General features: G+C 70.9%; 17 protein-coding genes. 6 read left to right on the top strand and 11 right to left on the bottom strand.

What is annotated here, in order from left to right; all coding sequences use genetic code 11:
• Positions 1–9,451, bottom strand: a 9,451-nt coding sequence (locus N5D62_RS19190) for a hypothetical protein (RefSeq protein ID WP_279759481.1), incomplete at its 3' end; no start/stop codon positions are given.
• A gap of 595 nt (positions 9,452–10,046) precedes the next feature.
• On the opposite strand from N5D62_RS19190, the gene N5D62_RS19185 reads away from it, so the two are divergent.
• Positions 10,047–10,517 (top strand): VOC family protein, encoded by a 471-nt coding sequence (locus N5D62_RS19185; protein WP_279759480.1) that lies wholly within the window; start codon positions 10,047–10,049, stop codon positions 10,515–10,517.
• Between the two features lie 26 nt (positions 10,518–10,543).
• Here N5D62_RS19185 and N5D62_RS19180 read toward each other — a convergent pair whose 3' ends face one another.
• The 6 genes from N5D62_RS19180 to N5D62_RS19155 all read right to left on the bottom strand — a co-directional run bounded on the left by N5D62_RS19180 (position 10,544) and on the right by N5D62_RS19155 (position 16,160).
• Positions 10,544–11,473 carry an alpha/beta hydrolase-fold protein gene (locus N5D62_RS19180; RefSeq protein WP_279759479.1) on the bottom strand — a complete coding sequence of 310 codons (930 nt, stop codon included), beginning with the start codon at positions 11,471–11,473 and terminating at the stop codon, positions 10,544–10,546.
• 197 nt (positions 11,474–11,670) lie between these two features.
• Positions 11,671–12,105 carry a response regulator gene (locus N5D62_RS19175; protein WP_279759478.1) on the bottom strand — a complete coding sequence of 145 codons (435 nt, stop codon included), beginning with the start codon at positions 12,103–12,105 and terminating at the stop codon, positions 11,671–11,673.
• A 99-nt stretch (positions 12,106–12,204) separates the two neighbouring features.
• Positions 12,205–12,615 (bottom strand): hypothetical protein, encoded by a 411-nt coding sequence (locus N5D62_RS19170; protein WP_279759477.1) that lies wholly within the window; start codon positions 12,613–12,615, stop codon positions 12,205–12,207.
• Position 12,616: 1 nt separating this feature from the next.
• A complete protein-coding gene (locus N5D62_RS19165; RefSeq protein ID WP_279759476.1) occupies positions 12,617–13,417 on the bottom strand; it encodes a hypothetical protein in 801 nt (266 codons plus the stop codon).
• 181 nt (positions 13,418–13,598) lie between these two features.
• On the bottom strand, positions 13,599–15,245 hold the full coding sequence (locus tag N5D62_RS19160) for a HEAT repeat domain-containing protein (RefSeq protein WP_279759475.1): 1,647 nt from the start codon (positions 15,243–15,245) through the stop codon (positions 13,599–13,601).
• A gap of 165 nt (positions 15,246–15,410) precedes the next feature.
• The gene (locus tag N5D62_RS19155) at positions 15,411–16,160 is read right to left on the bottom strand and encodes an SDR family oxidoreductase (RefSeq protein ID WP_279759474.1); all 750 of its coding nucleotides are present in this window, start codon (positions 16,158–16,160) and stop codon (positions 15,411–15,413) included.
• A gap of 150 nt (positions 16,161–16,310) precedes the next feature.
• Between N5D62_RS19155 and N5D62_RS19150 the strand changes: the two genes are divergently transcribed.
• The 3 genes from N5D62_RS19150 to N5D62_RS19140 all read left to right on the top strand — a co-directional run bounded on the left by N5D62_RS19150 (position 16,311) and on the right by N5D62_RS19140 (position 20,510).
• Entirely contained in the window at positions 16,311–17,204 is an 894-nt protein-coding gene (locus tag N5D62_RS19150) for an AraC family transcriptional regulator (RefSeq protein ID WP_279759473.1), read from the top strand.
• Between the two features lie 203 nt (positions 17,205–17,407).
• Positions 17,408–19,912, top strand: coding sequence for a PKD domain-containing protein (locus tag N5D62_RS19145; RefSeq protein ID WP_279759472.1), 2,505 nt, complete (start codon positions 17,408–17,410; stop codon positions 19,910–19,912).
• 1 nt (position 19,913) lies between these two features.
• Positions 19,914–20,510, top strand: a complete 597-nt coding sequence (locus tag N5D62_RS19140; protein WP_279759471.1) for a hypothetical protein — start codon at positions 19,914–19,916, stop codon at positions 20,508–20,510.
• Between the two features lie 45 nt (positions 20,511–20,555).
• On the opposite strand, the gene N5D62_RS19135 is transcribed toward N5D62_RS19140, so the two are convergent.
• The 4 genes from N5D62_RS19135 to N5D62_RS19120 all read right to left on the bottom strand — a co-directional run bounded on the left by N5D62_RS19135 (position 20,556) and on the right by N5D62_RS19120 (position 24,039).
• Positions 20,556–20,978: a zeta toxin family protein gene (locus N5D62_RS19135; RefSeq protein WP_279759483.1), complete on the bottom strand. Its 423-nt coding sequence runs from the start codon at positions 20,976–20,978 to the stop codon at positions 20,556–20,558.
• A 128-nt stretch (positions 20,979–21,106) separates the two neighbouring features.
• Positions 21,107–21,367: a hypothetical protein gene (locus N5D62_RS19130; RefSeq protein WP_279759470.1), complete on the bottom strand. Its 261-nt coding sequence runs from the start codon at positions 21,365–21,367 to the stop codon at positions 21,107–21,109.
• A 41-nt stretch (positions 21,368–21,408) separates the two neighbouring features.
• The gene (locus tag N5D62_RS19125; protein WP_279759469.1) at positions 21,409–22,236 is read right to left on the bottom strand and encodes a thymidylate synthase; all 828 of its coding nucleotides are present in this window, start codon (positions 22,234–22,236) and stop codon (positions 21,409–21,411) included.
• A gap of 63 nt (positions 22,237–22,299) precedes the next feature.
• Complete coding sequence (locus tag N5D62_RS19120; RefSeq protein ID WP_279759482.1) at positions 22,300–24,039, bottom strand: ABC transporter transmembrane domain-containing protein; 1,740 nt, start codon at positions 24,037–24,039, stop codon at positions 22,300–22,302.
• Positions 24,040–24,285: 246 nt separating this feature from the next.
• Between N5D62_RS19120 and N5D62_RS19115 the strand changes: the two genes are divergently transcribed.
• Together N5D62_RS19115 and N5D62_RS19110 are read left to right on the top strand one after the other, a co-directional pair.
• Positions 24,286–24,810, top strand: coding sequence for a MarR family transcriptional regulator (locus N5D62_RS19115; RefSeq protein WP_279759468.1), 525 nt, complete (start codon positions 24,286–24,288; stop codon positions 24,808–24,810).
• 82 nt (positions 24,811–24,892) lie between these two features.
• A complete protein-coding gene (locus tag N5D62_RS19110) occupies positions 24,893–26,365 on the top strand; it encodes an efflux transporter outer membrane subunit (protein WP_279759467.1) in 1,473 nt (490 codons plus the stop codon).
• Positions 26,366–26,463: the final 98 nt, after the last annotated feature.

Raw genomic sequence — 26,463 nt, 5'->3', positions numbered from 1 at the left:
AGATCAGCGGTGCGGCGTTCTGGTCATCGTCGTGCAGCTTCTTGTAGGCCGCGCTCATGACGTCGTGGCTGACCGTCTCGGCGGAGGCCGCGGTGGTCGCCGCGGTAGCCGCCGTGGCGGTGTGCGCCGTGGCGCCGCCGAGCAGGTTGGCTTCCGGCTGGGCCAGCAGGTCGCCCAGCTGCGGCGCGGCTTCCCGCGTCGTGCCGTGCACCTGTTGCGCCGCGCCGTCCTTGGCGAACCACACGTCCGACATCTCGTGCGTCGTGCCGTCGGTCTTGGTGTAGTTCGACACCAGGCCGACCAGGTTGCCGTGGTCGACGTCCGTCCCCTTGGTCGCGCCCAGGTTCAGGTCGGCGATGCCCAGCTCGGTCAGCGTGTGCAGCTCGCCCGCGTCGGTCTTGCCGTCGTGGTTGGCGTCCACCCAGACCTGCAGCTTGCCGAAGTCGGCGTCCTTGGCGTTGATGTGGCCGTCATGGTTGGCGTCCAGCGAGGCGAGGGCGGCGAAGCCGTCCAGGCCCTTGTGGCCGTTGACCGTGGTGCCCGCGCCGAAGAGCTCCGCGCCGCTGTCGATCGTGCCGTTGCCGTTGCGATCCATCACCAGCAGGCCGTCGTTGCCGCCGACCCAGCCCCACTTGTCGTTGTGACCGGTGGCGTTGAGGTCGAAGTTCACGCCGTCCTTGGCGGCCACGGTCTGGATGCCGTTGCCGTCCAGGTCCAGCACGATCGGCGTGGCCAGGAAGCGGGCGTTGATCTGGTCATTCGTCCAGCCGATCATCTGATCGGTGGTCATGGCCAGCACCTGCTCCATGGACATGCCCGCCAGGTCCTGCGTGTCCCAGCCGATGAACTGGTCCGAGGTCATCGCCACGATCTGGTCGGTGGTGATGCCCTGGATCTGCAGCGACGTCAGCGAGTGGATGTCGTGCGAGTCCAGCGCCAGGATCTGGTCGGTCGTGAACGCGTGCATCTGCGACGAGGTCAGCGTGCCGAAGTGCGTGCTGGTCAGGGCGCCGATGTCGTCCGTGGTCAGCGCCGCGATCTGGTCCGTGCCCAGCGCGCGCAGTTGCGCGGTGCTGAACTCATGGACCTGGTCGCTGGTCAGCGCCGCGATCTGGTCCGTGGCGAACGCGTGGATCGCCGCGGAGCTCAGCGCGTGGATGCCGTCGGTGGTGATCGAGGCGATGTCAGCGGTGTCGATGCCGGCGATCTGCGACGAACTCACCGCGCTCCACTGCGACGAGGTCAGCGCGTGGATCTGGTCGGAGCTGAAGGCCTGGAAGTCGGCCGAGCCGAAGGCCAGCATGTTCGCGCTGGAGATCGCCGCCAGGTCGCCGCTGTCGATCGCCGCCACCTGGTCGGTGGTGAAGGCGTGCAGCTGCGCCGAGGTCATCGACACGATCTGCTGCGAGGTCAGCGCCTGCACGTCGTCGGTGGCCAGCTGGCTCACCTGCAGCGTGCTCAGCGCGTTGACCTGCTGGGTCGTCAGCGCGGCGATCTGGTTGCTGTCCAGCGCCTCGAGCTGCGCGCTGTCCAGCGAGCGGATCGCCAGCGTGCTCAGGCTGCGCAGGTCGGCCGTCTCGAACGCCGCCATCTGGTCGGTGGTCAGGCCGTCGACTTGCGCCGAGCTCAGCGCGGCGGCCTGGGTCGAGCTCAGGGCCACGATCGCGTCGGTGCTCAGGGCGCCGACCTGCGCCGAGCCCAGGGCCTGCAGCTGCGTGGAGGTCAACGCGGCGACGTCGTCCGTCGTCATCGTCGAGATCTGCGCGGTCGTCAGGGCTTGCAGCTGGGCGTTGCTCAGCGAGCGGATCTGGCCGCTGGTCAGCGCGTTCAGGTCATCGCTGGTCAGGTTGGCGATCTGCGCGGTCGACAGCGAGGCGACCTGCAGCGTCGTCAGCGCGGCGATCTGGTTGCTGTCCAGCGCTTCGAGCTGGTCGGTGCCCAGGGCGCGCAGCGCGGTCGTCGACAGCGCCCGCAGGTCGGCGGTCTCCATCGCGGCCATCTGGTCCGTCGTCAGGCCCTTGACCTGCGCCGAGGACAGCGCGGCCACCTGGACCGAGGTCAGCGCGACCACCGAGTCGGTGCTCAGCGCGCCGATCTGGGCCGAGCCCAGCGCCTGGACCTGCTGCGAGGACAGCGCGGCCACGTCGTTGCTCTCCATCGCGGAGACCTGCGCCGTGGTCAGCGCGGCGACCTGCTGGGTCGTCAGCGCCTTGATCTGGCCGCTCGTCAGGGCGTTCAGGTCGTCGGAGGTCAGGTTGGCGACCTGCGCGGTCGTCAGCGAGGCGACCTGCTGCGTCGTCAGCGCGGCGACCTGGTCGGAACCGAGGGCCGCCAGCTGGTCGCTGGTCAGGGCGCGCAGCGCCACCGTCGACAGCGCCTTCAGGTCACCCGTTTCCAGGGCGCCCATCTGGTCGGTCGTCAGGCCGGCGACCTGCTTGCTGGTCAGCGCGGCGACCTGCACCGAGCTCAGCGCGACGATCGCGTCCGTGGTCAGCGCGCCGACCTGGTCGGAGCTCAGCGCGGCGACCTGGTTGGTGGCCAGCGCGGCCACGTCCGCGGTCTCCATCGTGCCGATCTGGCCGGTGGTCAGCGCGGCGACCTGCTGGGTCGACAGCGCCTTGATCTGAGCGCTGGTCAGCGCGTTCAGGTCGTCCGAGCCCAGGTTGCTGATCTGGCCGGTCGTCAGCGCGGCGACCTGCTGGGTCGTCAGCGCGGCGATCTGGTCGGAGTTCAGCGCCTCCAGTTCCGCCGAGGTCAGCGAGGCCACCTGGCCGGTGGACAGCGCGCGCAGCTGGCCGGTGGTCAGCGCGGCGAAGTCGTCGGTGGCCAGCTGGCTGACCTGCGTGGTCGACAGCGCGGCCACCTGCGCGGTGGTCAGCGCCTGGACCTGGTCGGAGCTCAGCGCTTCGAGCTGGTCGCTGGACAGGGCGCGCAGCGCGACGGTCGACAGCGCCTTCAGGTCACCCGATTCGAGGGCGGCCATCTGGTCGGTCGTCAGGCCGGCGACCTGCTTGCTGCTCAGCGCGGCGACCTGCGCGGACGTCAGGGCGACGACCGAGTCGGTGCTCAGCGCGCCGACCTGGGCCGAGCTCAGCGCGGCGACCTGGTTGGTGGCCAGCGCGGCCACGTCGGCCGATTCCATCGCCGAGACCTGCGCGGTCGTCAGCGCGGCGACCTGCTGGGTCGACAGCGCCTTGATCTGGCCGCTGGTCAGCGCGTTGAGGTCGTCCGAGGACAGGTTGCTGACCTGGCCGGTCGTCAGCGCGGCGACCTGCTGAGTCGTCAGCGCGGCGATCTGGTCGGAGCCCAGCGCGTCGAGTTGCGCCGAGGTCAGCGCCTGCAGCGCGTTGGTCGACAGCGCCTTCAGGTCACCCGTTTCCAGGGCGGCCATCTGGTCCGTGGTCAGGCCGGCGACCTGCTTGCTGTTCAGCGCGGCGACCTGCGCCGAGCCCAGCGCCACCACCGCGTCGGTGGCGAGCGCGCCGAGCTGGCCGGAGCTCAGCGCGGCGACCTGGCCGGTCGTCAGGGCGGCGACGTCGTCGGAGGTCATCGTCGAGACCTGGCCGGTCGTCAGCGCGGCGACCTGCTGGGTCGACAGCGCCTTGATCTGGCCGCTGGTGAGGGCGTTCAGGTCGTCGGACGCCAGGTTGCTGACCTGCGCGGTCGTCAGCGCGGCGACCTGCTGGGTCGTCAGCGCGGCGATCTGGTCGGAGCCCAGCGCGTCGATCTGGTCGGTGCCCAGGGCGCGCAGCGCGGTCGTGGACAGGGCCTTCAGGTCACCCGTTTCCAGGGCGGCCATCTGGTCGGTCGTCAGGCCGGCGACCTGCTTGGTCGTCAGCGCGGCGACCTGCGCCGAGCCCAGGGCGACGATCGCCTCGGTGCTCAGGGCGCCCACTTGCGCCGAGCCCAGGGCCTGCAGCTGCTGCGTGGTCAGGGCGGCGACGTCGTCGGAGGTCATCGTCGAGACCTGGCCGGTCGTCAGCGACGCGACCTGCTGGGTCGACAGCGCCTTGATCTGGCCGCTGGTGAGGGCGTTCAGGTCGTCGGAGGACAGGTTGCTGACCTGGGCGGTCGTCAGCGCGGCGACCTGCACGGTCGACAGCGCGGCGATCTGGTCGGAGCCCAGCGCGTCGATCTGGTCGGTGCCCAGGGCGCGCAGCGCCGTGGTCGACAGCGAGCGCAGGTCACCCGTCTCCAGGGCGGCCATCTGGTCGGTGGTCAGGCCGGCGACCTGCTTGGTCGTCAGCGCGGCGACCTGTTGCGAGGTCAGCGCGACGATCGACTCGGTGCTCAGCGCGCCGACTTGCGACGAGCTCAGCGCGGCGACCTGGTTGGTCGCCAGCGCGGCCACGTCGGCCGATTCCATCGTGTTGATCTGACCGGTGGTCAGCGCGGCGACCTGCTGCGTGGTCAGGGCCTTGATCTGGCCGCTGGTCAGCGCGTTGAGGTCGTCCGAGGACAGGTTGCTCACCTGGCCGGTGGTCAGCGCGGCGACCTGCTGGGTCGTCAGCGCGGCGACCTGGTCGCTGCCCAGGGCGTCGATCTGGGCGGTGCCCAGCGAGGCGATCTGGGCGGTGCCCAGGGCGCGCAGCTGGCCCGAGGTGAAGGCGCCGAAGTCGTCGGTGGCCAGCGTGCTGACCTGGCCGGTCGTCAGCGCGGCGACCTGGGCGGTCGACAGCGCCTGGACCTGGTCGGTCGACAGGGCCTGCAGCTGGTCGCTGGTCAGGGCGCGCAGCGCGGCCGAGGACAGCGCGCGCAGGTCACCCGTTTCCAGGGCGGCCATCTGGTCGGTGGTCAGGCCGGCGACCTGCTTGCTGGTCAGCGCGGCGACCTGGCCCGAGGTCAGGGCGACGACCGAGTCGGTGCTCAGCGCGCCGACTTGCGCCGAGCTCAGCGCGGCGACCTGGTTGGTGGCCAGCGCGGCCACGTCGGCCGATTCCATCGCCGCGACCTGCGCGGTCGTCAGCGCGGCGACCTGCTGGGTCGACAGCGCCTTGATCTGGCCGCTGGTCAGGGCGTTGAGGTCGTCGGAGCTCAGGTTGGCGACCTGGGCGGTCGACAGCGCGGCGACCTGCACGGTCGACAGCGCGGCGATCTGGTCGGAGCCCAGGGCCTCGATCTGGTCGGTGCCCAGCGCGCGGACCGCGGCGGTGCCCAGCGCGCGGAGGTCGCCGGTCTCGATGGCGGCCATCTGGTCGGTGGTCAGGCCGGCGACCTGCTTGGTCGTCAGCGCGCCGACCTGCTGCGAGGTCAGGGCGACGATCGAGTCGGTGCTCAGCGCGCCGACCTGGGCCGAGCCCAGCGCGGCGACCTGCTGGGTCGTCAGCGCCTGCACGTCGGCCGATTCCATCGCCGCGACCTGCGCGGTCGTCAGCGCGGCGACCTGGGCGGTGCCCAGCGCCTTGATCTGCGCGCTGTTCAGCGCGTTCAGGTCATCGCTGGTCAGGCCGGCGACCTGGGCGGTCGTCAGCGCGGCCACCTGCACGGTGTTCAGCGCGGCGACCTGGTCCGAACCCAGCGCGTTGAGCTGGTCGGTGGTCAGGGCGCGCAGCGCGGCGGTGTTCAGCGCGCGGAGGTCGCCCGTCTCGATGGCGGCCATCTGGTCGGTGGTCAGGCCGGCGACCTGCTTGGTCGACAGCGCGGCGACCTGGACCGAGCTCAGCGCCACGATCGCGTCGGTGGCCAGCGCGCCGATCTGGTCGGAGCCCAGCGCCTGCAGCTGCTGCGTGGTCAGCGACGCGACGTCGTCGGACGTCATCGTCGAGATCTGGCCGGTGGTCAGCGCGGCGACCTGCTGGGTCGACAGCGCCTTGATCTGGCCGCTGGTGAGGGCGTTCAGGTCGTCGGAGGCCAGGTTGGCGACCTGGGCGGTCGTCAGCGCGGCGACCTGCTGGGTCGTCAGCGCGGCGATCTGGTCGGAGCCCAGCGCGTCGAGCTGGTCGGTGCCCAGCGCGCGCAGCGCGGTGCTGCTCAGCGCGCGCAGGTCGGCCGTCTCCATCGCGGCCATCTGGTCGGTGGTCAGGCCCGCGACCTGCTTGCTGCTCAGCGCGCCGACCTGCTGCGAGGTCAGGGCGGCGACGTTCTCGGTCGACAGCGCGCCGATCTGGGCCGAGCCCAGCGCGGCGACCTGCTGCGTCGAGAAGGCCTGCACGTCGGCCGATTCCATGCCGGCGATCTGGCCGGTGGTCAGCGCGGCGACCTGGGCGGTGCCCAGCGCGCGGATCTGGGCCGAGCCCAGCGCGTTCAGGTCATCGCTGGCCAGCGCCTGGATCTGGCCGGTGGACAGGGCGGCGACCTGCGCGGTCGTCAGCGCGGCGATCTGGTCGGAGGTCAGCGCGTCGATCTGCGCGGTCGTCAGCGCGCGCAGCGCGTTGGTCGACAGGGCGCGGACATCGACGGTCTCGATCGCGCCGACCTGGTCGGTGGTCAGGCCGCCGACCTGCTTGGTCGACAGCGGGGCGACCTGCTGCGAGCTCAGCGCGGCGATGTTCTCGGTGGACAGCGCGCCGACCTGGTCGGAGCTCAGCGCGACGATCTGCTGCGTGGTCAGCGCCTGCACGTCGGCGCTTTCCATCGTGGAGACCTGCGCGGTCGTCAGCGACGCGACCTGCTGGGTCGACAGCGCCTTGATCTGGCCGCTGGTCAGCGCGTTCAGGTCGTCGGAGGTCAGGTTGCTGACCTGGGCGGTGCTCAGCGCGGCGACCTGGGCGGTCGACAGCGCGGCGACCTGGTCGGAACCCAGGGCGGCGAGCTGGTCGGTGGTCAGCGCGCGGACGGCGGCGGTGCCCAGCGACTTCAGGTCACCGGTCTCGATCGCGCCCATCTGGTCGGTGGTCAGGCCGCCGACCTGCTTGGTCGACAGCGCGCCGACCTGCGACGAGGTCAGGGCGACGATGTTGTCGGTGGACAGCGCGGCGATCTGGTCGGAGCTCAGCGCGGCGATCTGGCCGGTGGTCAGCGCCTGCACGTCCTCGCTGGTCATGTTGGCGATCTGGCTGGTCGACAGCGCCGCGACCTGGGCGGTGCCCAGCGCGCGGATCTGGGCCGAGCCCAGCGCGTTCAGGTCGTCGCTGGACATGGCCTGGACCTGGCCGGTCGTCAGCGCGGCGACCTGCTGGGTCGACAGCGCGGCGACCTGCGCCGAGCCCAGCGCGTCGAACTGGTCGGTCGTCAGGGCGCGGATCGCGGCGGTGGACATCGCGCGCAGGTCCTGCGTCTCGATGGCGGCCATCTGGTCGGTCGTCAGGCCGGCGATCTGCTTGGTCGACAGCGCGGCGACCTGCTGCGAGGTCAGCGCGGCGACGTTGTCGGTGGACAGCGCGCCGACCTGGGCGGAACCCAGCGCGGCGACCTGCTGCGTGGTCAGCGCCTGCACGTCGGCGCTTTCCATCGTGGAGACCTGGGCGGTCGACAGCGCGGCGACCTGGGCGGTGCCCAGCGCGCGGATCTGGGCCGAGCCCAGCGCGTTCAGGTCATCGCTGGCCATCGCCTGGACCTGGCCGGTGGTCAGCGCGGCGACCTGGCCGGTCGTCAGCGCGCCGACCTGGTCGGACGTCAGCGCGTCGAACTGGTCGGTGGTCAGCGAGCGGATCGCGGTCGTGGACATGGCGCGCAGGTCGCCGGTCTCGAGGGCGGCGACCTGGTCGGTCGTCAGGCCGGCGATCTGCTTGGTCGACAGCGCGGCGACCTGCTGCGAGGTCAGCGCGACGACGGAATCGGTGCTCAGCGCGCCGACCTGGGCCGAACTCAGCGCCTGCACCTGCTGGGTCGACAGCGCCTGGACGTCGGCGCTTTCCATGGTGGAGACCTGGGCGGTCGACAGCGCGGCGACTTGCGCGGTGCCCAGCGCGCGGATCTGGGCCGAGCCCAGCGCGTTCAGGTCATCGCTGGCCATGGCCTGGACCTGGCCGGTCGTCAGCGCGGCGACCTGCTGGGTCGTCAGCGCGCCGACCTGGTCGGAGTTCAGGGCGTCGAACTGGTCGGTGGTCAGCGAGCGGATGGCGGCCGAGGACAGCGCGCGCAGGTCGGCCGTCTCGATGGCGGCGACCTGGTCGGTCGACAGGCCGGCCAGTTGCTTGGAGGTCAGGGTCGCGAACTGGCCCGAGGTCAGCGCGACGATGGCGTCGGTGGACAGCGCGGCGATCTGGGCCGAGCTCAGCGCGGCGACCTGGCCGGTGGTGAAGGCCTGGACGTCGGCGGATTCCATGCCGGCGACCTGGTCGGTGGACAGCGCGGCGATCTGGGCGGTGCCCAGCGCGCGGATCTGCGAGCTGCTCAGCGCGTTCAGCTCGTCGGTGGACAGCACGGCGACCTGGCCGGTCGTCAGCGCGCCGATCTGCTGGCTGGACAGGGCCGAGACCTGGTCGGAATTCAGCGCCTGGACCTGGTCGGTCGACAGCGCGCGGACCGTGGCGGTCGACAGCGCCTTCATGTCGTCCGAGCTGATGGCGGCCATCTGGTCGGTGGTCAGGCCCTTGACTTGCGTCGAGGTCAGGGCGCCGATCTGGCCGGAGCTCATCGCCTCGATCGAGTCGGAGGTCAGGGCGCCGATCTGGGCGGAGCTCAGGGCGCGGACCTGCGCGGTGGACAGCGCCTGGACGTCGGCGCTGCCGACGCCGGCGAGCTGGTCCGTGGTCAGGGCGGCGATCTGCTGCGTGGTGATGGCGCGGATCTGGTCGGTGCTCAGCGCGGCGAGCTCATCGCTGGCCAGCTGGCGGATCTGCTGGGTGCTCAGCGCGTTGATCTGGCCGGTGGTCAGCGCGGCGACCTGGTCGGAGTTCAGCGCGGCGATCTGGTCGGTGCCCAGCGCCTTGACGGCGGCGGTGCTCAGCGCGTGCACGGCGTCCGAGGTCAGCGCGGCGGCCTGGTCGGAGGTCAGCGCGGCGGTTTGCGTGCTGGTCAGCGCGGCGGCCTGGTTGGTCGCCAGGGCGGCGACGCCCTCGGTGGAGAGGGCGGCGACTTGCTGGGAGTTCAGGGCCTTGATCTGGTCGGTCTTGAGCGCCTGCAGATCGTCGGAGGCCAGGGAGTTGATCAGGCTGGTGGAGATGGCGGCCACCTGCTGGGTGCTCAGCGCCCGGATCTGGTCCGAGGCCAGGGCGTTCAGGTCGTCCGACTCCAGGTTGCGGACCTGCGAGGTGGTCATCGCGCCGACCTGCTTGGTGGTCATCGCGCCGAACTGGTCGGAGCCCAGCGCGTTGAGCTGCGCGCTGGTGAAGGTCTGGACCGCGGCCGTGGACAGGGCGCGCAGGTCGTCGGACTCGATGGCGGCGATGTTGGCGGTCGTGAACAACGACACGGCCTTCGTGCCGAGCGTGGCGAACTGCGAGGTCGTCAGCGCCTGGAACTGCTCGGTGGAGAACGCTGCCCAGTCTTCGCTGGTCAGGCGCGCCAGGGTCGTCGACGTGAGGGCGGCGATCTGGTCGGTCGTCAGGTTGGTAATCAGCGATGCCATCTTGGAACTCCGTGAACCTATGGGGGCGGATGCGCCCATAGGCGCGTGTGGTGTGGGTCAGCTTGTCGAAAGGCACCCGACCTTCCGGCTGCCGTCATTCCGGTTTTCGGACGCGGATTGACGAACTTGAGCTAGCCCGGAAATGTTATTGGGGGGACGCTTAACGTGAACGGAACAAAAGGGCCGGGAGTCGGCCTCAGTTCACGGTTACAGAAGCTGCGTAAAGCCCGCGAACGCGGGGGAGGCCATGCTTGCCTCGGCATGGATTTTTCGCGACGTCATCGAACGACCGTTCACTTGTCACCAGCAAGACATTCAATGGTGATCGGCACTTACGCGTGGGACTGGAGCGCGGGGCCCCGGGTTGAGCGGGGGCGCCGCTTGCGTTCGCGCGCTGGCGGTGAATGCAACAAGATGTGAACTATGTGAACGAAGACCGCCTCGGTACGGGGCGCCGGCACGGTGGAACCGGGGGGCCGGTGTGTCCACCGTGACAAGTTCACGGGTTTTCGAGCGCCGGATTGCCGAGGTTTTGGCGGGTATAACTGCCGCTGTTTGTTATTGACGGGAAATTACTGGCCCGGGGGTTTTCTGAATGACGACGCAAGGCGGCGGAACGCCGAGACCGTTCCGGATCCTGGGCCTCCAGCAGGTCGCCATCGGCGGGCCGGACAAGGCGGCGCTGCGGCGGCTGTGGGTCGACGTGCTGGGGCTGGCGGTGGTCGGCCAGTTCCGCTCGGAGCGGGAGAACGTCGACGAGGACATCTGCGAGCTGGGCCACGGGCCGGGCCGGGTGGAACTCGACCTGATGCAGCCGCTGGATCCGGAAAAGACGCCGGCGGTGCACCTGCCGCCGCTGAATCACATCGGGCTGTGGGTCGACGACCTGCCCAAGGCCGTCGAATGGATGACGGCGCAGGGGGTGCGCTTCGCGCCGGGCGGCATCCGCCGCGGGGCGTCGGGGCATGACGTCTGTTTCATCCACCCCAAGAGCAATGACGCGTTCCCCATCGCGGGGGAGGGCGTGCTGATCGAACTGGTGCAGGCGCCTGCGGAGAGGGGGTAGACCCCCGCCCGGGCCGGCCAGGCGGATCAGCCTTCGTAGGGGCCGCGCCCCGGCAGCGCCCACAGCAGGCCGAGCGTCGCGCCGGCCGGGGCCACGGTCAGGTGGTCCTCGCCGGCCAGGACGCGGCTGTCGATGCGCAGCGACTTGTAGCGGCGGCGGCGCAGTTGCGCGTCGAAGCGGCGCATGTCGGCGACCAGGTCGTTCTCCTTGTTGAAGCGCGGACCCGGGGCGACGGCTTCGTAGGCGCCGACATATTGGAAGACCTGCGCCGGCAGGTCGGCATGCCGCTTCGCGTAGGCGGCCTCGCGGTCGAACATCACGTGGGCGTCGAACCAGAACGACGGGCTGCCGAGGATGTAATGGCTGAACAGCTCCGGCTGGGCCAGCAGGGCCTGGGCGGCGAACAGCGCGCCGTAGGAATGGCCGAGCAGGACGCGGCGCGACGGATCGAGCCGGTAGCGTGCGGAGATCGCCGGGACGGCGACCTCGGCCACGTACTTCAGATAGGCGGCGCCTTCGCCGTAGCGGGGCGCGCCGTAGCGGCTGGCGGGACGGGCGGGGCGCTTCAGGGGATCCGATGGGGTGTAGTCCCGCGAGCGCATGTCGACCGCGGACTCGTCCGCCGGACCGGCGAGGCCGACGACGACGAAGTCCGCCAGGTTGCGGCCCTGCTGCCCGACGCGATGGCGCAGCGCGCGCACCAGCGGGAAGGCGTAGGGCGCGTCGGTCACGAACACGGCCGGACGCGGGCCGGGCGTGGCCGGCGGGGTGGGCGGCAGGTCGACCCAGACTTCGTAGCGGCGGCCGGTGACCGGGTCGGGCAGCGGGTGGACGAAGGTGTTGGGCAGGGCGTAGGGCCCGGTGGGATCGGGCAGCGCGGGCGCGGCGACGGACCGGGCGGTCGGCATCAGCAGCGTGCCCAGCGCCGCGGCGAGGACGTGCCGGCGGTCGGTCATGCGGTCGGGGCGGAAGCGGAAGGCGCCGCGAGTGTCTCCGCGAGGGCGCGGGATGCCGGTGACCGGGGCCGGTTACGCGCGTTACGGAGCCGGGACCGGAGCCTGAGCCGGAAACGGAAACGGAAACGTGACCGGGATCGGCATCGGAACCGGAACCGGAACCGGAACCGGAACCCGAACCAGGATTCCGATCGGGATCAGTCGACCAGGATGCCGCGGTTCTTCAGCGCGAGGTGGATCTTGTCGCCGACCGTGTCCTTGTTGAACGGCTTGACGATGTAGCCGGTGGCGCCGAGCTGGGCGGCGCGGATGATGTCTTCCTTGCGGCCCTCGGCGGTGACGAGCAGGACGGGGACCTTGCGCAGCGGGTCGGACTCGGGCTTGGCGCGCAGCGCCTCGAGCAGCTGGAAGCCGTTCATCACCGGCATGTTGACGTCGCTGAGGACGAAGTGGATGGGCTCGCCGGACTCGACGGAGAGTTCGAGCTGGCGCAGCGCGGCCTTGCCGTCCTCGGCCTCGAGGATCTTCTTGAAGCCGAGCTCGCGCAGCAGCCCGGAGATGATGCGTCGCATGGTGGAGAAGTCGTCGACCACCAGGAAAGTGAACTCGTCGCGCTTGATCGTCGTGACCATCTGGAACCCCCTCGAGCGCGGAATCGTAGCGTGAAGGACAGGGGGCACGAGGCGTGCCGGGGTCGAGGGGGCGGCTGACGCGCGTGGTGGACGGGATCGTCAGGCGCTGCGGTTGTGCAGCGGTGAGGCGCAGTCATGCTCGACGACTTGCCTTGCCTGTCGCACTTGATCCTGTGCGTCCCTGAGATGGATGGCTTCGTCAAGCCGGTAGTCCGCTTGCGCTCGTCGTTCCTTCTGAATCTGGAGCTTCGTGCCCAGGAGCATCGCCTTTCGACGAAGGTCGATCGGCAGCAGCGTCGACGGGTTACGAAGGCGATTGATCAACTGCTGATGGAGTCCTCCTGGCTGACCGAGGCTGGCGCCGTCGATGTGCTGCTCTTCTTCCCAGCGGACGGCACGGTGGTAGGCGGCGTAGTAGGAGCGGCTGATCGCGGCGCGCCATGCGCATTCCGATTCCTTGGCGAGCAGTCCTTCCGCCAGATCCAGAAGCTCTTCGATATGGGTCGCCATGTCATTGAATCCTGGTCAGCCGGGGAGAGGACGGGATCGGGGCGATGGCACCCGCTCCGATGAAGCTGAAAGAGAAGCCTGGCAGAAGCAGCGAGCGGTCGACCAGCCGTTCGATGAGTTGGTCATTCAGGCGGAGGGAGTCCTCGCTCGGCAGTCCAACCCGCAATTCGTAGAGCACGCCAGCGTCATCGAGGCTGCGGTGGGCGAAGAGTTTCGGATGCCCGCCCAACCACCAGAGCCGGTGCTCCCGCAGAAGCTCTCCCGCGACGTCGAGCACGATGCGAGCGCGCTCTATCGGGATGCGGTAGTACGCCAGCACCTCAACGGCGGTGAGGGTGAAGTTCGGGTCGTGCCCGCGTGGCGGGATCCCTGCGCGACGAAGTGCTGCGTAGGCCTCCTGGGCTCCGGAAAGGTCGAGAACACTGACCGCGAGCCCCACCGTCAGCGAGAGTGCGCCGGTGCTGCTCGACAGGAACCGCTTCGTCATCGCCGCCGCGTCCGAGAAATACCCGAGGCTCGCGAGGCAGGACGCGTGATTGAAGTCCACCCGCCATTCGTCGCAGAGCCGCCTGGCGTTGGCGAACCAGTAGTCGACCTGGCGCCGATCGCCCGTCAGCGTGTGAATGCGGCCGCGCACGTGGCTGGCCTCGGCCGCGTCGACCCCGGCCAACTGGTCCGCGCTCGCGAGCAGCGATCGGATCTCGGCGTGGGCCGGATCAAGGAAGTGTCCGATGCGGCTTTCGATCGACGCCAGTTGGGCGTCCAGTTGCCGCGCGATGGTCTGGGGGTGTGCCGGTTGCATGCCTGTGCTGCGGGTTCGGATGCAGAAGGCCATGGAGTCTAGGAGCGCCGAACGCGCCTCGAAACAACCCGGAGGTCGGACGTGTGGCGCGAGCAACGCCCCCCGTTTGACGCGTGGACAGGCCATTGACGCGGTCGTGCGATGGCAAGGGGCCGATGCCTCGCCGCCGGCGCATCGACCGTCAATGCATCACGCCGTCGATCGACATCAGCGCCTGCTCGGCTGCGATCGCGAGCGTCTCGTCCTCGTCGGCCAACAGCGCCTTCAACGCGGGGATCGCCTCGCGCGCCGCCGGCCCGTAAAGCGACAGCGCCTGCGCCGCGATCGCGCGCGGCAGGCGCGGATCGTCGCTCTTGAGGATCTCGATCAGCGCCGGGATCGCCTCGACATCCACGGCGATCCGGGCCACCGCGATGGCGGCCGCGGTCCACAGCGCCTGGCGACCGTCGCGAGCCTCCGGATCGAGGCCACCGTCCCGCATCGCCGCGCGCAGCACCCGCAAGGCCGGGGCCGCGGACTCGCCCATCTCGCCCAGCGCGTAGGCCGCCCAGGCGGCGCGCCGGTCCGACGCGTCCTCGACGAGCGCGATCAGCGCGGGCAGGGCCGGCGCGCCGATCCGCGCAAGCGCCCGCGCCGTCGACGACCGCACGATCGGGCTGTCATGGCCCAGCGAGCTCATCAGCGCATCGACCACCGCCGGATCGCCGGACGCGACCGCCGCCAGCGCATCCGCGGCGGCCCATTGCGCGTCCCAGTCCTCGCTGGCGAGCAAGGCCAGCATCTGCGGCAGCAGCGGCGCCGCCGGCGCGCCGATCACGGTGATGAAGTCGCAGACGGATTCGTCGAACACGCGGGTCAACGCCGGCAGCAGCGGCTCGATGCGCGGCTCGATGCGCCACAGCACCCGCGCCGCGACCAGCGCGACGTGGTCGTCGTCCAGCGCCCGTTGCAAGCCCTCGACCGCCTCGCGCGGCGGCTCCCGCATGGCCGCCATCACCTCGCAGGCCTGGCGGCGCATCGGGCCGGCGCCGTTCACCGCGGCCACCAGCGCCGGCACTGCCGCGCCCAGGTCGGTGCTTGGCGCCAGCCGGGCGAGGTCGTCATGTATCCAGAAGAGCACCTCTTCCGAGGTCTCTGCCGGCAGACGTCCGGCGATCAGGTCGACCTGCGCCTGCGGCGCCAGGTCCGATCCCCGGATCGCATGCCAGGCCGAACGGCGCACGTCATCGCCTGGATGGTCGAGCGCCTGGATGAACACGGGGCGGTGTCGCGAGAGCAGTCCCTCGCCCTCGTGCGCGTTGCCCAGATTGCCCAGCGCGTGCAGCGCCGCGCCGAGATCGGTGTCGACGCCGCTTCGCGCGAGCGCCAGCAGCGCCTCGATCGTGTCGGGGTCGGCGTCGCGCAGCAGGCCGAGCGACCAGGCCGCGCGCCTGCGCACCGCGGGTTCGGCGTCGGCCAGCAGCCGGCGCAGCGCCGGCCCGGCCGGGCAAGCCTCCTCGCCGATGGTGCCCAGCGACTGGGCCGCCCGCTCGCGCACGGTCGCCTGCTCGTCGGACAGCGCCGCGACCAGCGGATCGATGCTGAACGGCAGGCAATAACCCAGCGCGTAGACCGCGCTTTCGGCGATCTTCTCGTCGGACTCATGCAACGCGCCGATCAGCGTCGGCACCGCGGCTTCCATCCGCGCGCCGGCTTGGAAGCTGAGCTGATACAGCGCCTCGATCGCGGCGCGGCGCGCCTCGAGGTCGGGCGACGCGGCGCGCTCGACCAGCGCCTCGAGCAGGGCCGGCAGGTCGCGTTCGGAAGGCGGGTCGGAGAACAGGTCCATGGGCGGAGCGTGCAGAAGCGGCGGGGATCCGGTGCGGCGCCGGACTATACGTGGCCCCTCGCCGCTCAGCACCGCCCGGCACTGCCCGGCACCGCCCGGCACTGCCCGGCACCGCCCGGCACCGCCCGGCACCGCCCGGCATTGCCCGGCACCGCTCGGCGCGGTTCAGCGCCGCTCCGGTCCCACGAGCGCCAAGGCGTCCGGCCCGGCCGGGAAATGCATCCGTTCCGAGGGATCGTTGACCGCCTCCCAGACCGCTTGGGCGACGTCGGCGGGCGTCGTCGTCAGCGACGCGCCGGCGAAGGCCTTGAAGACGCCCTGCGCGTAGTCCGCGTAGGGCTCGGTGATCAGCCCGTGCATGCGCTCGCCCGCATTGGCCGAGAAGCGCGTGCCTGGCCCGTAGCCCGGTTCGACCAGCCGGACCCGCACGCCGAAAGGACGCAGCTCCAGCGCCAGCGATTCGCTGAAGCCCTCCAGCGCGGTCTTGCTCGCCGTGTACGCGGCCACCAGCGGGAAGGGCGCCAGCGTCGCGCTCGAGGTCACGTTCACGATGGCGCCGGCGCCGCGCGCGCGCAGCCGCGGGATGAAGGCCTGGCACATCGCCATCGCGCCGAAGGTGTTGGTCTCGAAGACCTCGCGCACCGTCGCCATCGGTGTGGCCTCGAAGGCGCCGAACAGCCCGATGCCCGCGTTGTTCACCAGCACGTCCACCGGCCCGCAGGCCTCGAGCACCCGGTCGATGCTGTCGGGTCGCGTCACGTCCAGCGCCATGACCCGCAGGCGCGACGACTGCGGCAGGTCCAGCGCGCTGGGCGATCGCATCGTGGCGATGACCTGCCAGCCCTGGGCGTGGAAGTGGCGGGCGGTCTCGAGGCCGTAACCGGACGAGCAGCCGGTGATCAGGACAGTCTTCATCGTCGAACTCCGAAAAGGATGGGCGCCGTCGGGCGCGATGCGGCGCGGTGGCGCGCGGTTGAGGAGGGAAGGGAACGGGCTCAACGATAGGGACACCGCGCCGGATGCGCGACGGTGTATCGTCCGCATTTCATTGGCCATCGTCCGGACATGAGCGATCCGCTTTCCGACGTCGTGCGGCTGCTGCGCCCGCGCGCGGTCGTCGCCAACCTGATCACCGGCAAGGGCGACTGGGCGGTGCGCTACGCCGAGTACGGCCTGCCGAGCTTCTGCATCGTGCTGGCGGGCGACTGCCGCCTGGCGGTCGACGGGCAGGAGCCGGTCACGATCCAGGCCGGCGATTTCGTCCTGTTGCCGACCACCCCGGCGTTCACGCTGTCCAGCCGGGACGGCGGGCCGGCGCTGCCGATGGATCCCCATGAGGCCGCGCGCGCCGGCGGCGAGTTGCGCTATGGCGAACGGCGCGGGCGGCCGGACATGCGCTCCCTCGGCGGCGCCTTCGAGTTCGAGGGCGGCGACGCCGCCTTGCTGGTCTCGCTGCTGCCGCGCGTCGTGCACGTGCGCGGATCGGAACGGCTGGCGCTGCTGGTGCGGCTCGTCGGCGAGGAGGCCCTCGATCGCCGGCCGGGCGGCGAGTTCATGCTCTCGCGGCTGGTCGAGGTGATGCTGATCGAGGCGATGCGGGCGACGGCCGCCTCGGACGCGCCGGCGGGGCTGCTGCGAGGCCTGGCCGACGAGCGGCTGGCGCGCGCGCTGGCCCAGATGCATGCGCAGGTGGCGCGGTCATGGACGGTGGCGCAACTCGCCAGGAGCGCCGCGCTGTCGCGGTCCGTCTTCTACGAGCGGTTCACGCGCACCGTCGGCGTGCCGCCGATGGAGTACCTGCTGGCCTGGCGGATGGCGATCGCCAAGGAGCTGCTGCGGTCCCGCGCGCTGTCGATCGCCGAGGTCGCCGAGCGCGTGGGCTACGGTTCCGCGAGCACCTTCAGCACCGCCTTCAGCCGCCACGTCGGGCTGCCGCCCAGCCGGTACGCGCGGACCTGACCTGGCGCGCCGGCCATCCCGCCGCACGCGTGCGAGCGCGGAACGATCACCGTGACGGAATCCCGACATCACCGCCCCCTCATTCGGGGGAATCCCCACGGGGGCATCCGACCGCCAGTTAACAATCCGAAATGTTTTGTCCGCCGTGCGCCGAGCGCGCGAAAACACCCCCGATGACAGCGGCGGACCTGGGAGGAATTTCCGTGAATCGATCGATCAAGCGCTGGCGCCATGGCGTCGGCGGTGCCGTGCTCGTCCTGCTGGCCGCCTGCGGTGGTGGCGGCGGCGATGACAAGCCCTCCAACAGCGGCCCGGAGCTGCTGATCGACGGCAAGGCGCTCGGCCCCTGGTCCGTCTCGCTGGGCAGCGCGGCGCCGACCCTCGGCGACACCGTGACCCTGGAAGTCAAGGGCAGCGGCAGCGCGGTGCGCTACGACTGGGACTTCGGCGACGGCAGCAAGGCGACGACCACCGTCCCGACCGCGCAGCACCAGTACACCGCCGCCGGCGACATCGCGGTGAAGGTCACCATCACCGGCGTCAACGGCGACACGACCGTCGCGACGCTGAACAAGGCCATCCTGGCCGCGTTCCCCAAGCTGCAGATCGACTCGAGCGTCGGCTACGACAACGTGCCGATCCTGCCGGGCTCGCTGGTGCGCGTCTCCGCGACGACGGACCGGACCGCCGACACCCGCGTGCGCAACGCCGCCCCCGGCCTGAGCTACGCCTGGAAGTTCGGCGACGGCGCGACCGGCCAGGGCGCCGCGACCACGCATGTCTACGCCACGTCCGGCGACTACACGGTCGAGCTCACGGCCACCGACAAGGCCGGCCGCAACGCGACGGTCCAGCTGAAGGTGACGGTGTCGACCGCGCAGGCCGCGATGGTCCAGGCCAACGTCGGCGGCGCCGGCTCGGCCAACGCCGGCGGCTTGTCGCGCTTCAACCAGCCCCGCGCGATGATCCGCGAGAAGGACGGCTCGATGCTCGTCGCCGACGAGGGCAACAACCTGTTCCGCCGCATCGGCGCGGACGGCAATGTCGTCAACGTCGCCGGCGCGCTCGGTGTCTGGGAACTGGTCGACGGCACCGGCGCCGAGGCTCACTTGGCCGGCGGCAAGTCGATGACCTATGGCGCCGACGGCCTGCTGTATTTCGTCGACGGCTCGCAGATCCGCACGATGACGGCGCAAGGCGAGGTCCACACGCTGGACAAGGTGGCGCTGCTGGGCGTGACCTCGGCCCAGGCGGCGCAGGTGCGCTTCAACGGCATCGCGACCGCCGCGGACGGCAGCCTGATCCTGGTCGACACGCGCCGCGTGCTCCGGCTCAAGGACGGCAAGATCACCACCGTGGCCGGCTCGACCGACACGGCGGCCTGGGTCGACGGCGCGGCCGACGTGGCGCGCTTCGGCTCGCTCGACGCGGTGGCGGTGCGGGCCAACGGCGAGATCCTGGTGCTGGACGGCTGCTACGGCCTGCGCAAGATCGGCGCCGACGGCACGGTGAGCACGGTGGTCCGCTACGCGGCGGCCTCGGTCAAGCCGACGGACTCGGCCTGCTTCACCACCGGCAGCAGCCTGGCGCTGCGCGCCGACGGTTCCGGCGTGATGCTGTTCAACCAGACGCTGCGCGCGCTGGGCGCCGACGACAGCCTGCGCACGGTCACGACGCTGAGCTACCCGGTCAGCGTCGCGCTGTACGACACCAACACCGCCTGGGTCAGCCTGGGCGGCGGCGAGCACGTCATCGAGCGGGTCAACCTGACCAGCGGCACGCACGCGGTCGTGGCGGGGCAGACGCGGTCGGATTCGATCCTGCCGCTGCCGGTGCTGCAGAGCGCCGCGGACGCCTGGGTGATCCCGCTGGGCGCGCTGACGACGGACAGCGCGGGCGAGGTGTACTTCACCAACAACGGCCACGTGTACCGGTATCACATGAGCGCGCAGCCGCGCCTGACCCGCGAGATCAGCGGCAGCGGCCTGCCGGTGATGGACGGCGGCACGGGGATCGGACGCGCGAACTTCGTGACGCTGACGGCGGCGGATGGCGCGGGCAACCTGTACTTCGTCGACAACTTCCGCACGGTGCGCCGCCGCGGCGCCGATGGCCGTCTCGCGACGATCGCCGGCAGCCCTTCGACCTACACCTCGCAGGACGGCACCGGCGCGGGCGCGGGCTTCTCGGGCATCAGCGGACTGACGGTCACGCCGACCGGCACGATCTACGTCGTGGACCAGCACCGCCGCCTGGCGAAGATCACCGCGGACGGCGTCGTGACGACGCTGCAGACGCTGACCGGCGCCGGCCTGACGACGGTGGCGGCCTCGGCCGACGGCACGGTGGTGTTCTATTACGACCGCGCGCTCTGGAAGGTCGAGGCCGACGGCTCGCTGACAAAGGTGATCGACGGCAAGCAGGACAAGACCTACCTGTCGGGCTCGGACCCGCTGATGTTCTTCCACCCGAACGGGACGCTGTGGCTGCGCACCGCGACGGACTACCGGCTGGTGCGGGTCGACCTGCAGGCCAAGTCCTTCGACTACGTGCTGCAGGACCTGCCGCTGATGGCCAAGGTCTGGGCGGACCGCGATCCGGTGGAGCTGGTCGCGAACTTCAGCGCGCTGGGCTTCCTGCCCGACGGCACGCTGGCCGTGGGCACCGGCCTGCCGCACGGCTGGCTGCAGGTGAAGGGGCTGCGCTGACATGCGGACGATGCCGCGCCTGGCGCGGGGGCTGGCGCTCGGCCTGATCGCCGCGGCGGGCGTCGCGGACGTCCAGGCGCAGCCGCAGCCGCAGCCGCTGCCGCGCTCGGCCGCGAGCGCGGCGTCGGCCCCGCAGGCGGGGCTCTTCGACATCGATGGGCTTCGCCTGGACATGTCGGTCGAGGACTTCGCCAAGCGCTTCCCAGGCGGTCGATGCACCGAGGGCGAGACGCTGTCGAGCTGCCGTCGTTTCGAAGTGCCGGGCAAGACGTTGCTGGCGAAGGGACGCGGCGAGCGTCTCTTCGGCTGCGACGTGCTGCATGTCAACAGCTACTTCGCGCAGGGCCGTCTCAAGCAGGTGAACCTGACGATCCGGCCCGCCGATTTCGAGCGCGTCGTGGCGGCGTTGGCGGCGAGCGTCGGGCGGCCTGGGAAGGTCGAGGCGCAAACGCTGTTCCGGTACGTCGTCTGGACCGGACAAGGGCAGCTCCTGGATGCCAATGGCGCGGGCACGCACACGCCGGCGGGGCAGGAGCGCGCCGGCATCGGCCTGAGCTGGGAAAGTTTCCTGCGCGACCCGCGGGCGCGAGGCGAGTAGGCCAGGCGAAGGCGATGCCGCGCCGGATCTCGCCGGACGCCCTGATCAGCCGTTGAACGATCGCCAGAGGTCCGTCTCGACGAACCACCGGGGCATCGCGCCGGATTCGATCTCCATCGACTGGCCGTCGACCACCTGGACGAGGAGCTTGTGCCTCGCGCCGGAGTTGTCGAAGACATAGGCGCGATGGGCCGCGTCGGCGGCCTCGGCCAGTAGATCGATGGAGCGGACGTAGCGTTCCCGGATCTTGTCGGCCGGGACCGGATGACCGCCGCGCTTCACGCGATTGCGCACCCGGTCCACGTTGATCGCCGGATCCTTGGTCGCGACGAAATAGAGGTAGACGCGATAGCCGCGCTCGCGCGCTTCCCGCATGAAGTCGATCTTGTCGCGCGAGGACATGACCGTCTCGAAGGTGAAGGTCTGCCCCTCCTCGAGGAGCTCACGCCGGATGGCATCCGCGAGCACGGAGGCGAGGTACGAGTCGTAGGGGCCCGGAACCCGCAACTGCAGCGCGGCGTCGATCGTCAGGCGGCCGACCAGGCCGTGCAGGCCGAGCTGGCGCGCGAAGGCGCGGCTGCGACGCGCGTCTCGGATCAGGCGGCTTCTTGCTTGACACGCTTGAGCACGAGGCCGACCTTGACGCGCTTGTCCGGTGGCAGGTCCTTGATGACCGTCGTCGTGCCGTCGGCCTTGCGTTTCACGAGCTGCCCCTTGCTTGTCGCCACGACCACGGCCCCCGTCTCGGCCAGCGCCTGCTTGTAGGCCTCGCGGCCGGCCTTGGCGGCCAGTTCCGGGAAACGGCGCTCGGCGGCGCGCATCGCGGATTCGGTCAGGTCTTCGGGACGGCGGGACATGGCGCTGTTCTTTCGATGAAGCTCGGACCGCAGTCTAGCCGTCACACCGCCACCGGCGCCTTGATCGCCGCGTGGTGCTGGTAGTCGCGCAGCTCGAAGTCCTCGAACTCGTAGTCGAAGATCGAGGCGGGCTTGCGCGCGATGTACATCGTCGGATACGGGAACGGCGCGCGCGCGAGCTGCGTCTCGACCTGCTCCGCGTGGTTCGAATAGATGTGGCAGTCGCCGCCCGTCCAGATGAAGTCGCCGGGCGCCAGGTCGCATTGCTGCGCCAGCATCAGCGTCAGCAGCGCGTAGCTCGCGATGTTGAACGGCACGCCCAGGAAGATGTCCGCGCTGCGCTGGTACAGCTGGCACGACAACTTGCCGTCGGCCACGTAGAACTGGAAGAACGCATGGCACGGCATCAGCGCCATCTGGTCCAGTTCCGCCACGTTCCACGCCGACACGATGATCCGGCGCGAATCGGGATTCGTCTTCAGCTGCTTCACCACCTCCGCGATCTGGTCCACGTGCCCGCCGCCGGGCTTGGGCCAGTTGCGCCATTGCACGCCGTAGACCGGACCCAGGTCGCCGTCCTCGCGCGCCCATTCGTCCCAGATCGTGCAGCCCCGCTCCTGCAGCCACTTGACGTTGGAATCGCCGCGCAGGAACCACAGCAGCTCCAGGATGATCGACTTCAGGTGCACCTTCTTCGTCGTCACCAGCGGGAATCCCTCGCTGAGGTCGAAACGCATCTGATGCCCGAACACGCTGCGCGTGCCGGTGCCCGTCCGGTCGCCCTTGGCGACGCCATGCTCGTGGACATGGCGCATGAAGTCTTCGTACTGGCTGCGCACGGGGCGGGCGGAGGAAATGTCGGCGGTCATGGGAACGAATTTTAGAGGGGCCAGGGAAGGCGGGAGAGGGCGGGGGCGAGGGGCGTTCCGGCGTCAGGCGTTGAACTGCAACGCCGCCAGCCGCGCGTACAGCCCGCCGCGCGCGACCAGCTCGGCATGCGAGCCCTGCTCGACGATGCGCCCGTGGTCCATCACCACGATCCGGTCCGCCCGCTGCACCGTCGCGAGCCGGTGCGCGATCACCAGCGTCGTGCGGTCGCGCATCGCCTCGTCCAGCGCCTGCTGCACGAGGCGCTCGCTCTCGGCATCCAGCGCGCTGGTGGCCTCGTCCAGCAGCAGCAACGGCGCGTCCTGCAGCATCGCCCGCGCGATCGCGATCCGCTGGCGTTGCCCGCCGGACAGGCGCACGCCGCGCTCGCCCAGGAAGCTGTCGTAGCCCTGCGGCAACTGGCGGATGAACTCATCCGCATGGGCTGCCTTGGCCGCGGCGATGACCGCCTCGCGGCTCGCGTCCGGACGCCCGTAGCGGATGTTGTCCAGCGCGCTGGCCGAGAAGATCACGCTCTGCTGCGGCACCAGCGCCATGCGCCCCCGCAGCTCGGCCAGCCGGACCCGGTCCACTGCCATGCCGTCGAGCTGCACCGCGCCCGACTGCACGTCGTAGAAGCGCTGCAGCAGCTGCAGCACCGTGCTCTTGCCGGCGCCGCTGGGGCCGACCAGCGCGACCGTCTCGCCGGGCTCGATGCGCAGCGTGAAATCGTCCAGCGCCGCCCGGTCCGGCCGCGACGGGTAATGGAAGCGGACCTGCTCGAACGCGACCCGCGCCGGACCGGTCGAGGCGGGCAGGGCGGCCGGCGCCGCCGGATCGGCCACCGGCGACTGCGCCGCCAGCAGCTCCATCAGCCGCTCGGTCGCGCCGGCGGCCCGCAGCAGGTCGCCCCAGACCTCGGCCAGCACCGCCACCGACGACACCAGCAGGATCACGTAGACCACCGTCTGCCCCAGATGGCCGGCCGAGATCCGGCCCGCCATCACCGCCTGCGTGCCCTGGTACAGGCCCCACAGCAGCGCGCCGAAGGTCGCCGTGATCACGAACGCCACCAGCAGCGAACGCACCTTGGTCCGCTTGCGCGCGGTGTCGAAGGCGGCCTCGCTGGCGGCATCGAAGCGCGTGGTCTCGCGCGCCTCCTGCGCGTGCGACTGCACCACGGTGATCGCGTTGAGCATCTCCGCCGCGATCGCGCTGGTGTCGGCGATGCGGTCCTGGCTCGAGCGCGACAGCCGCCGCACCCGGCGTCCGAAGAACATCGCCGGCGCCACCACCAGCACCAGGATGCCCATCACCTGCGTCATCACCCACGGGTTGCTGGCGATCAGCAGCGCCACCGCGCCCAGGCCCATGATCAGGTTGCGCAGGCCCATCGACAGGCTGGAGCCGACGATCCCCTGGATCACCGTCGTGTCCGTCGTGATGCGGCTGATGACCTCGCCGGTCTGCGTCGTCTCGAAGAACTCCGGGCTCTGCCGCAGCACATGGCTGTAGACCGCCGTGCGCAGGTCCGCGCTGACCCGCTCGCCCAGCCAGGTCACCGCGTAGAAGCGCAGCGCCGAGAACACGCCCAGCGCCGCGCCGGTCGCGAACAGCCAGAAGAAGTGCTCCCGCAGCGCCATCAGGCGCTCGCCCGGATCGGCCGCCACCAGGCCCTGGTCGATCAGTTCGCGCAGCGCGATCGGGAAGGCCAGCGTCGCCCCCGCCGCCAGCATCAGGAACAGGACCGCCGCGGCGATCCGCCCCCGGTACGGACGCAGGAACGGCCACAGCGCCGGCCACATGGCCCGCAGCGGCGGCGGCGTGCGCACGGCGTTTGCCGGACCGGCCGGGCCGGTCGGCGCATCGGAAGGGGACGTCGTCGAGGAGGGGGACAGGGCGGACATCGGGTCAGTGTAGAGGCCGCCCGTGACGCGAATAGCCCCACCGGCGCAAAGCCCATCCCAGGCAGTGATTGGCAAGGCAATGATTGCCTAAGCAATAATTGTCATCAGCTTTTTCCAGAAGCTCCGTCACGGAAAGCCGCCGCCATGAGTGCCACCTTGCCCCCGCCCGCCGATTTCTACAGCGCCGACAGCTTCACCTCCGAGCCCAGCCTGGGCTGGCTGCTGCGCCAGATCAAGCAGTCGATGGTGCTGCAGGCCGACAAGATGCTCGGCGAGCACGACCTGACCCATGCCCAGTGGGCGCCGATGCTGCGCCTGCGCTTCAACGGCCCCATGTCCAGCGCCGCGCTGGCGCGCGAACTGGCGATGGACGGCGGCGCGATGACGCGGCTGCTGGACCGGCTCGAGGCCAAGTCGCTGGTGCGCCGCGAGCGCTCGGTCGAGGACCGCCGCGTGGTGATGGTCTCGCTCAGCGAGGTCGGCGTGAACGCGATGGCCGCCGCGCCGGGCGTGCTGTCCAAGGTCTTCAACGACCACCTGGCCGGCTTCACCGACGAGGAGTTCCGCACGCTGATCAGCCTGCTGCAGCGCATCGTCGCCAACGGCCATGCGATCCGCGACGCGGGCATGTCCTCCGACACCTCGGAGCTGGTCTGCAAGGACGAGTGAGGCCCGCGCCGTTTCCTTTCCCTCCTTTCCCTTTTCGCTGTCCCTTTCCCTTCACAAGAACAACATCCCCGAGGAATCCCCGATGAGTTCCCACTCTCTTCATCGCACGACGCTGGCCCTGGCCATGGGCGCGGCGCTGCTGATGGTGCTCGCCGCGTGCGCGCCCATCCCCCAACTGGCCGAGCCCGGCCAGCCGATCGACGGCCCGGAGGCCGGCGCCCGCCTGGGTCTGGCCGCCGATCCCGCGCAGGCGCTGGACGCGCAGTGGTGGAAGGCCTTCGGCGACGCGCGGCTGGACGGGCTGGTGGAGCAGGCGATCGCCAGCTCGCCCAACCTGGCGCTGGCGCGGGCCCGCATCGCCCGCGCCGCCGCGATGACCGAGAACGCCGAGGCGGCGAAGCGGCCGTCCGCGGAGCTCGAGGCCGACGCGACCCGCCAGCGCCTGTCCGAGCACGGCATCTACCCGCCGCCGCTGGCCGGCAGCGTGCAGACGCTGGCCAACATCCAGGCCGGGCTGAGCTACGAGTTCGACTTCTTCGGCAAGCATGACGCGGCGCTGCAGGCGGCGTTGGGCCAGCGGCGCGCCGCCGAGGCCGACGCCGCCGCGGCGCGGCTGAGCGTGTCCAACGCGGTGGCCAAGGCCTACGTCGCGCTGGCGCGCAGCCAGGCGCAGGGCCGGTTGCTGGAGCAGCAGAAGACGCTGCGCGACCAGAGCCTGGACCTGGTGCGCCAGCGCAGCGCCGCCGGCCTGGACAACGGCCAGGACCTGCGCACCGCCGAGGCCCCGCTGCCCGACATCCAGCGCCAGCAGCTGGTCCTGCGCGAGCAGCAGCAGCTGTTGCGCCACCAGATCGCGGCGCTGACCGGCCAGGGCCCGAAGGCGACCGAGTCGCTGGACGCCACGCTGCCGGCCGCGCTCGACTGGCAGCAGGCGCCCCACCTGGACCTGCTGGGCCGCCGCCCGGACCTGGCCGCCGCGCGCGCCCGGGTCGAGGCCACCGCCCAGGACATCCGCGTCGCCCGCGCGCAGTTCTATCCGAGCGTCAGCCTGACGGCCTTCGTCGGCCTGAACGCGATCGGCATGGACGAGCTGTTCAAGAGCGGCAGCCGCCAGTTCGGCGCCGGCCCGGCGCTGCACCTGCCGCTGTTCGACAGCGGCCGGCTGCGCGCCAACCTGCGCGGCAGCGCCGCGGAGCAGGACGCCGCGATCGCGACCTACAACGCCGCCGTGCTGGACGCGGTGCGCGACGCCAGCGACCAGTTCACGACGCTGGCCTCGCTGCGCGAGCAGCGCGCGCAGCAGGACGCGCTGGTGGCCAACGCGGACAGCCAGGCCGGCCTGGCCGATCAACGCCATCGCGCCGGCCTGACCGGCCGCATCGCGGTGATCAACGCGCAGCAGAACCAGTTGCTCCAGCAGCGCGGCCGCATCGACCTGCAGGCGCTGACCGTCGACGCGCAGATCAACCTGATGCGCGCGCTGGGCGGCGGTTACGCCGAACCGGGCCGCGCCGCCGCGCAGGCCCAGCCGGCCAGCGCGGCCGAGCGCGGCTGACGGCCGCCGACACCCGGCCGCCCCCCAGACAGGCAGCGACCCCATCTTCCTGACCCCGGCGCGAGGGCGCCGGCGGACGACCCGAACACGCGGACCCC

It is taken from the genome of Mitsuaria sp. GD03876 (assembly GCF_029840635.1).
In the GTDB taxonomy this organism is placed as follows: Bacteria; Pseudomonadota; Gammaproteobacteria; order Burkholderiales; family Burkholderiaceae_C; genus Roseateles.
Note: the sequence above shows the minus strand (reverse complement) of the source record. Positions and strands in the feature narration are given on the sequence as shown.

What these genes read in the sequence shown, in the direction of transcription:
- N5D62_RS19160 (WP_279759475.1), bottom strand. Translation starts at nt 15,245, where the DNA reads ATGGACCTGTTCTCCGACCCGCCTTCCGAACGCGACCTGCCGGCCCTG.
- N5D62_RS19165 (WP_279759476.1), bottom strand. Translation starts at nt 13,417, where the DNA reads ATGCAACCGGCACACCCCCAGACCATCGCGCGGCAACTGGACGCCCAA.
- N5D62_RS19120 (WP_279759482.1), bottom strand. Translation starts at nt 24,039, where the DNA reads ATGTGGCCGGCGCTGTGGCCGTTCCTGCGTCCGTACCGGGGGCGGATC.
- N5D62_RS19130 (WP_279759470.1), bottom strand. Translation starts at nt 21,367, where the DNA reads ATGTCCCGCCGTCCCGAAGACCTGACCGAATCCGCGATGCGCGCCGCC.
- N5D62_RS19170 (WP_279759477.1), bottom strand. Translation starts at nt 12,615, where the DNA reads ATGGCGACCCATATCGAAGAGCTTCTGGATCTGGCGGAAGGACTGCTC.
- N5D62_RS19175 (WP_279759478.1), bottom strand. Translation starts at nt 12,105, where the DNA reads ATGGTCACGACGATCAAGCGCGACGAGTTCACTTTCCTGGTGGTCGAC.
- N5D62_RS19150 (WP_279759473.1), top strand. Translation starts at nt 16,311, where the DNA reads ATGAGCGATCCGCTTTCCGACGTCGTGCGGCTGCTGCGCCCGCGCGCG.
- N5D62_RS19140 (WP_279759471.1), top strand. Translation starts at nt 19,914, where the DNA reads ATGCGGACGATGCCGCGCCTGGCGCGGGGGCTGGCGCTCGGCCTGATC.
- N5D62_RS19155 (WP_279759474.1), bottom strand. Translation starts at nt 16,160, where the DNA reads ATGAAGACTGTCCTGATCACCGGCTGCTCGTCCGGTTACGGCCTCGAG.
- N5D62_RS19185 (WP_279759480.1), top strand. Translation starts at nt 10,047, where the DNA reads ATGACGACGCAAGGCGGCGGAACGCCGAGACCGTTCCGGATCCTGGGC.
- N5D62_RS19110 (WP_279759467.1), top strand. Translation starts at nt 24,893, where the DNA reads ATGAGTTCCCACTCTCTTCATCGCACGACGCTGGCCCTGGCCATGGGC.
- N5D62_RS19115 (WP_279759468.1), top strand. Translation starts at nt 24,286, where the DNA reads ATGAGTGCCACCTTGCCCCCGCCCGCCGATTTCTACAGCGCCGACAGC.
- N5D62_RS19125 (WP_279759469.1), bottom strand. Translation starts at nt 22,236, where the DNA reads ATGACCGCCGACATTTCCTCCGCCCGCCCCGTGCGCAGCCAGTACGAA.
- N5D62_RS19180 (WP_279759479.1), bottom strand. Translation starts at nt 11,473, where the DNA reads ATGACCGACCGCCGGCACGTCCTCGCCGCGGCGCTGGGCACGCTGCTG.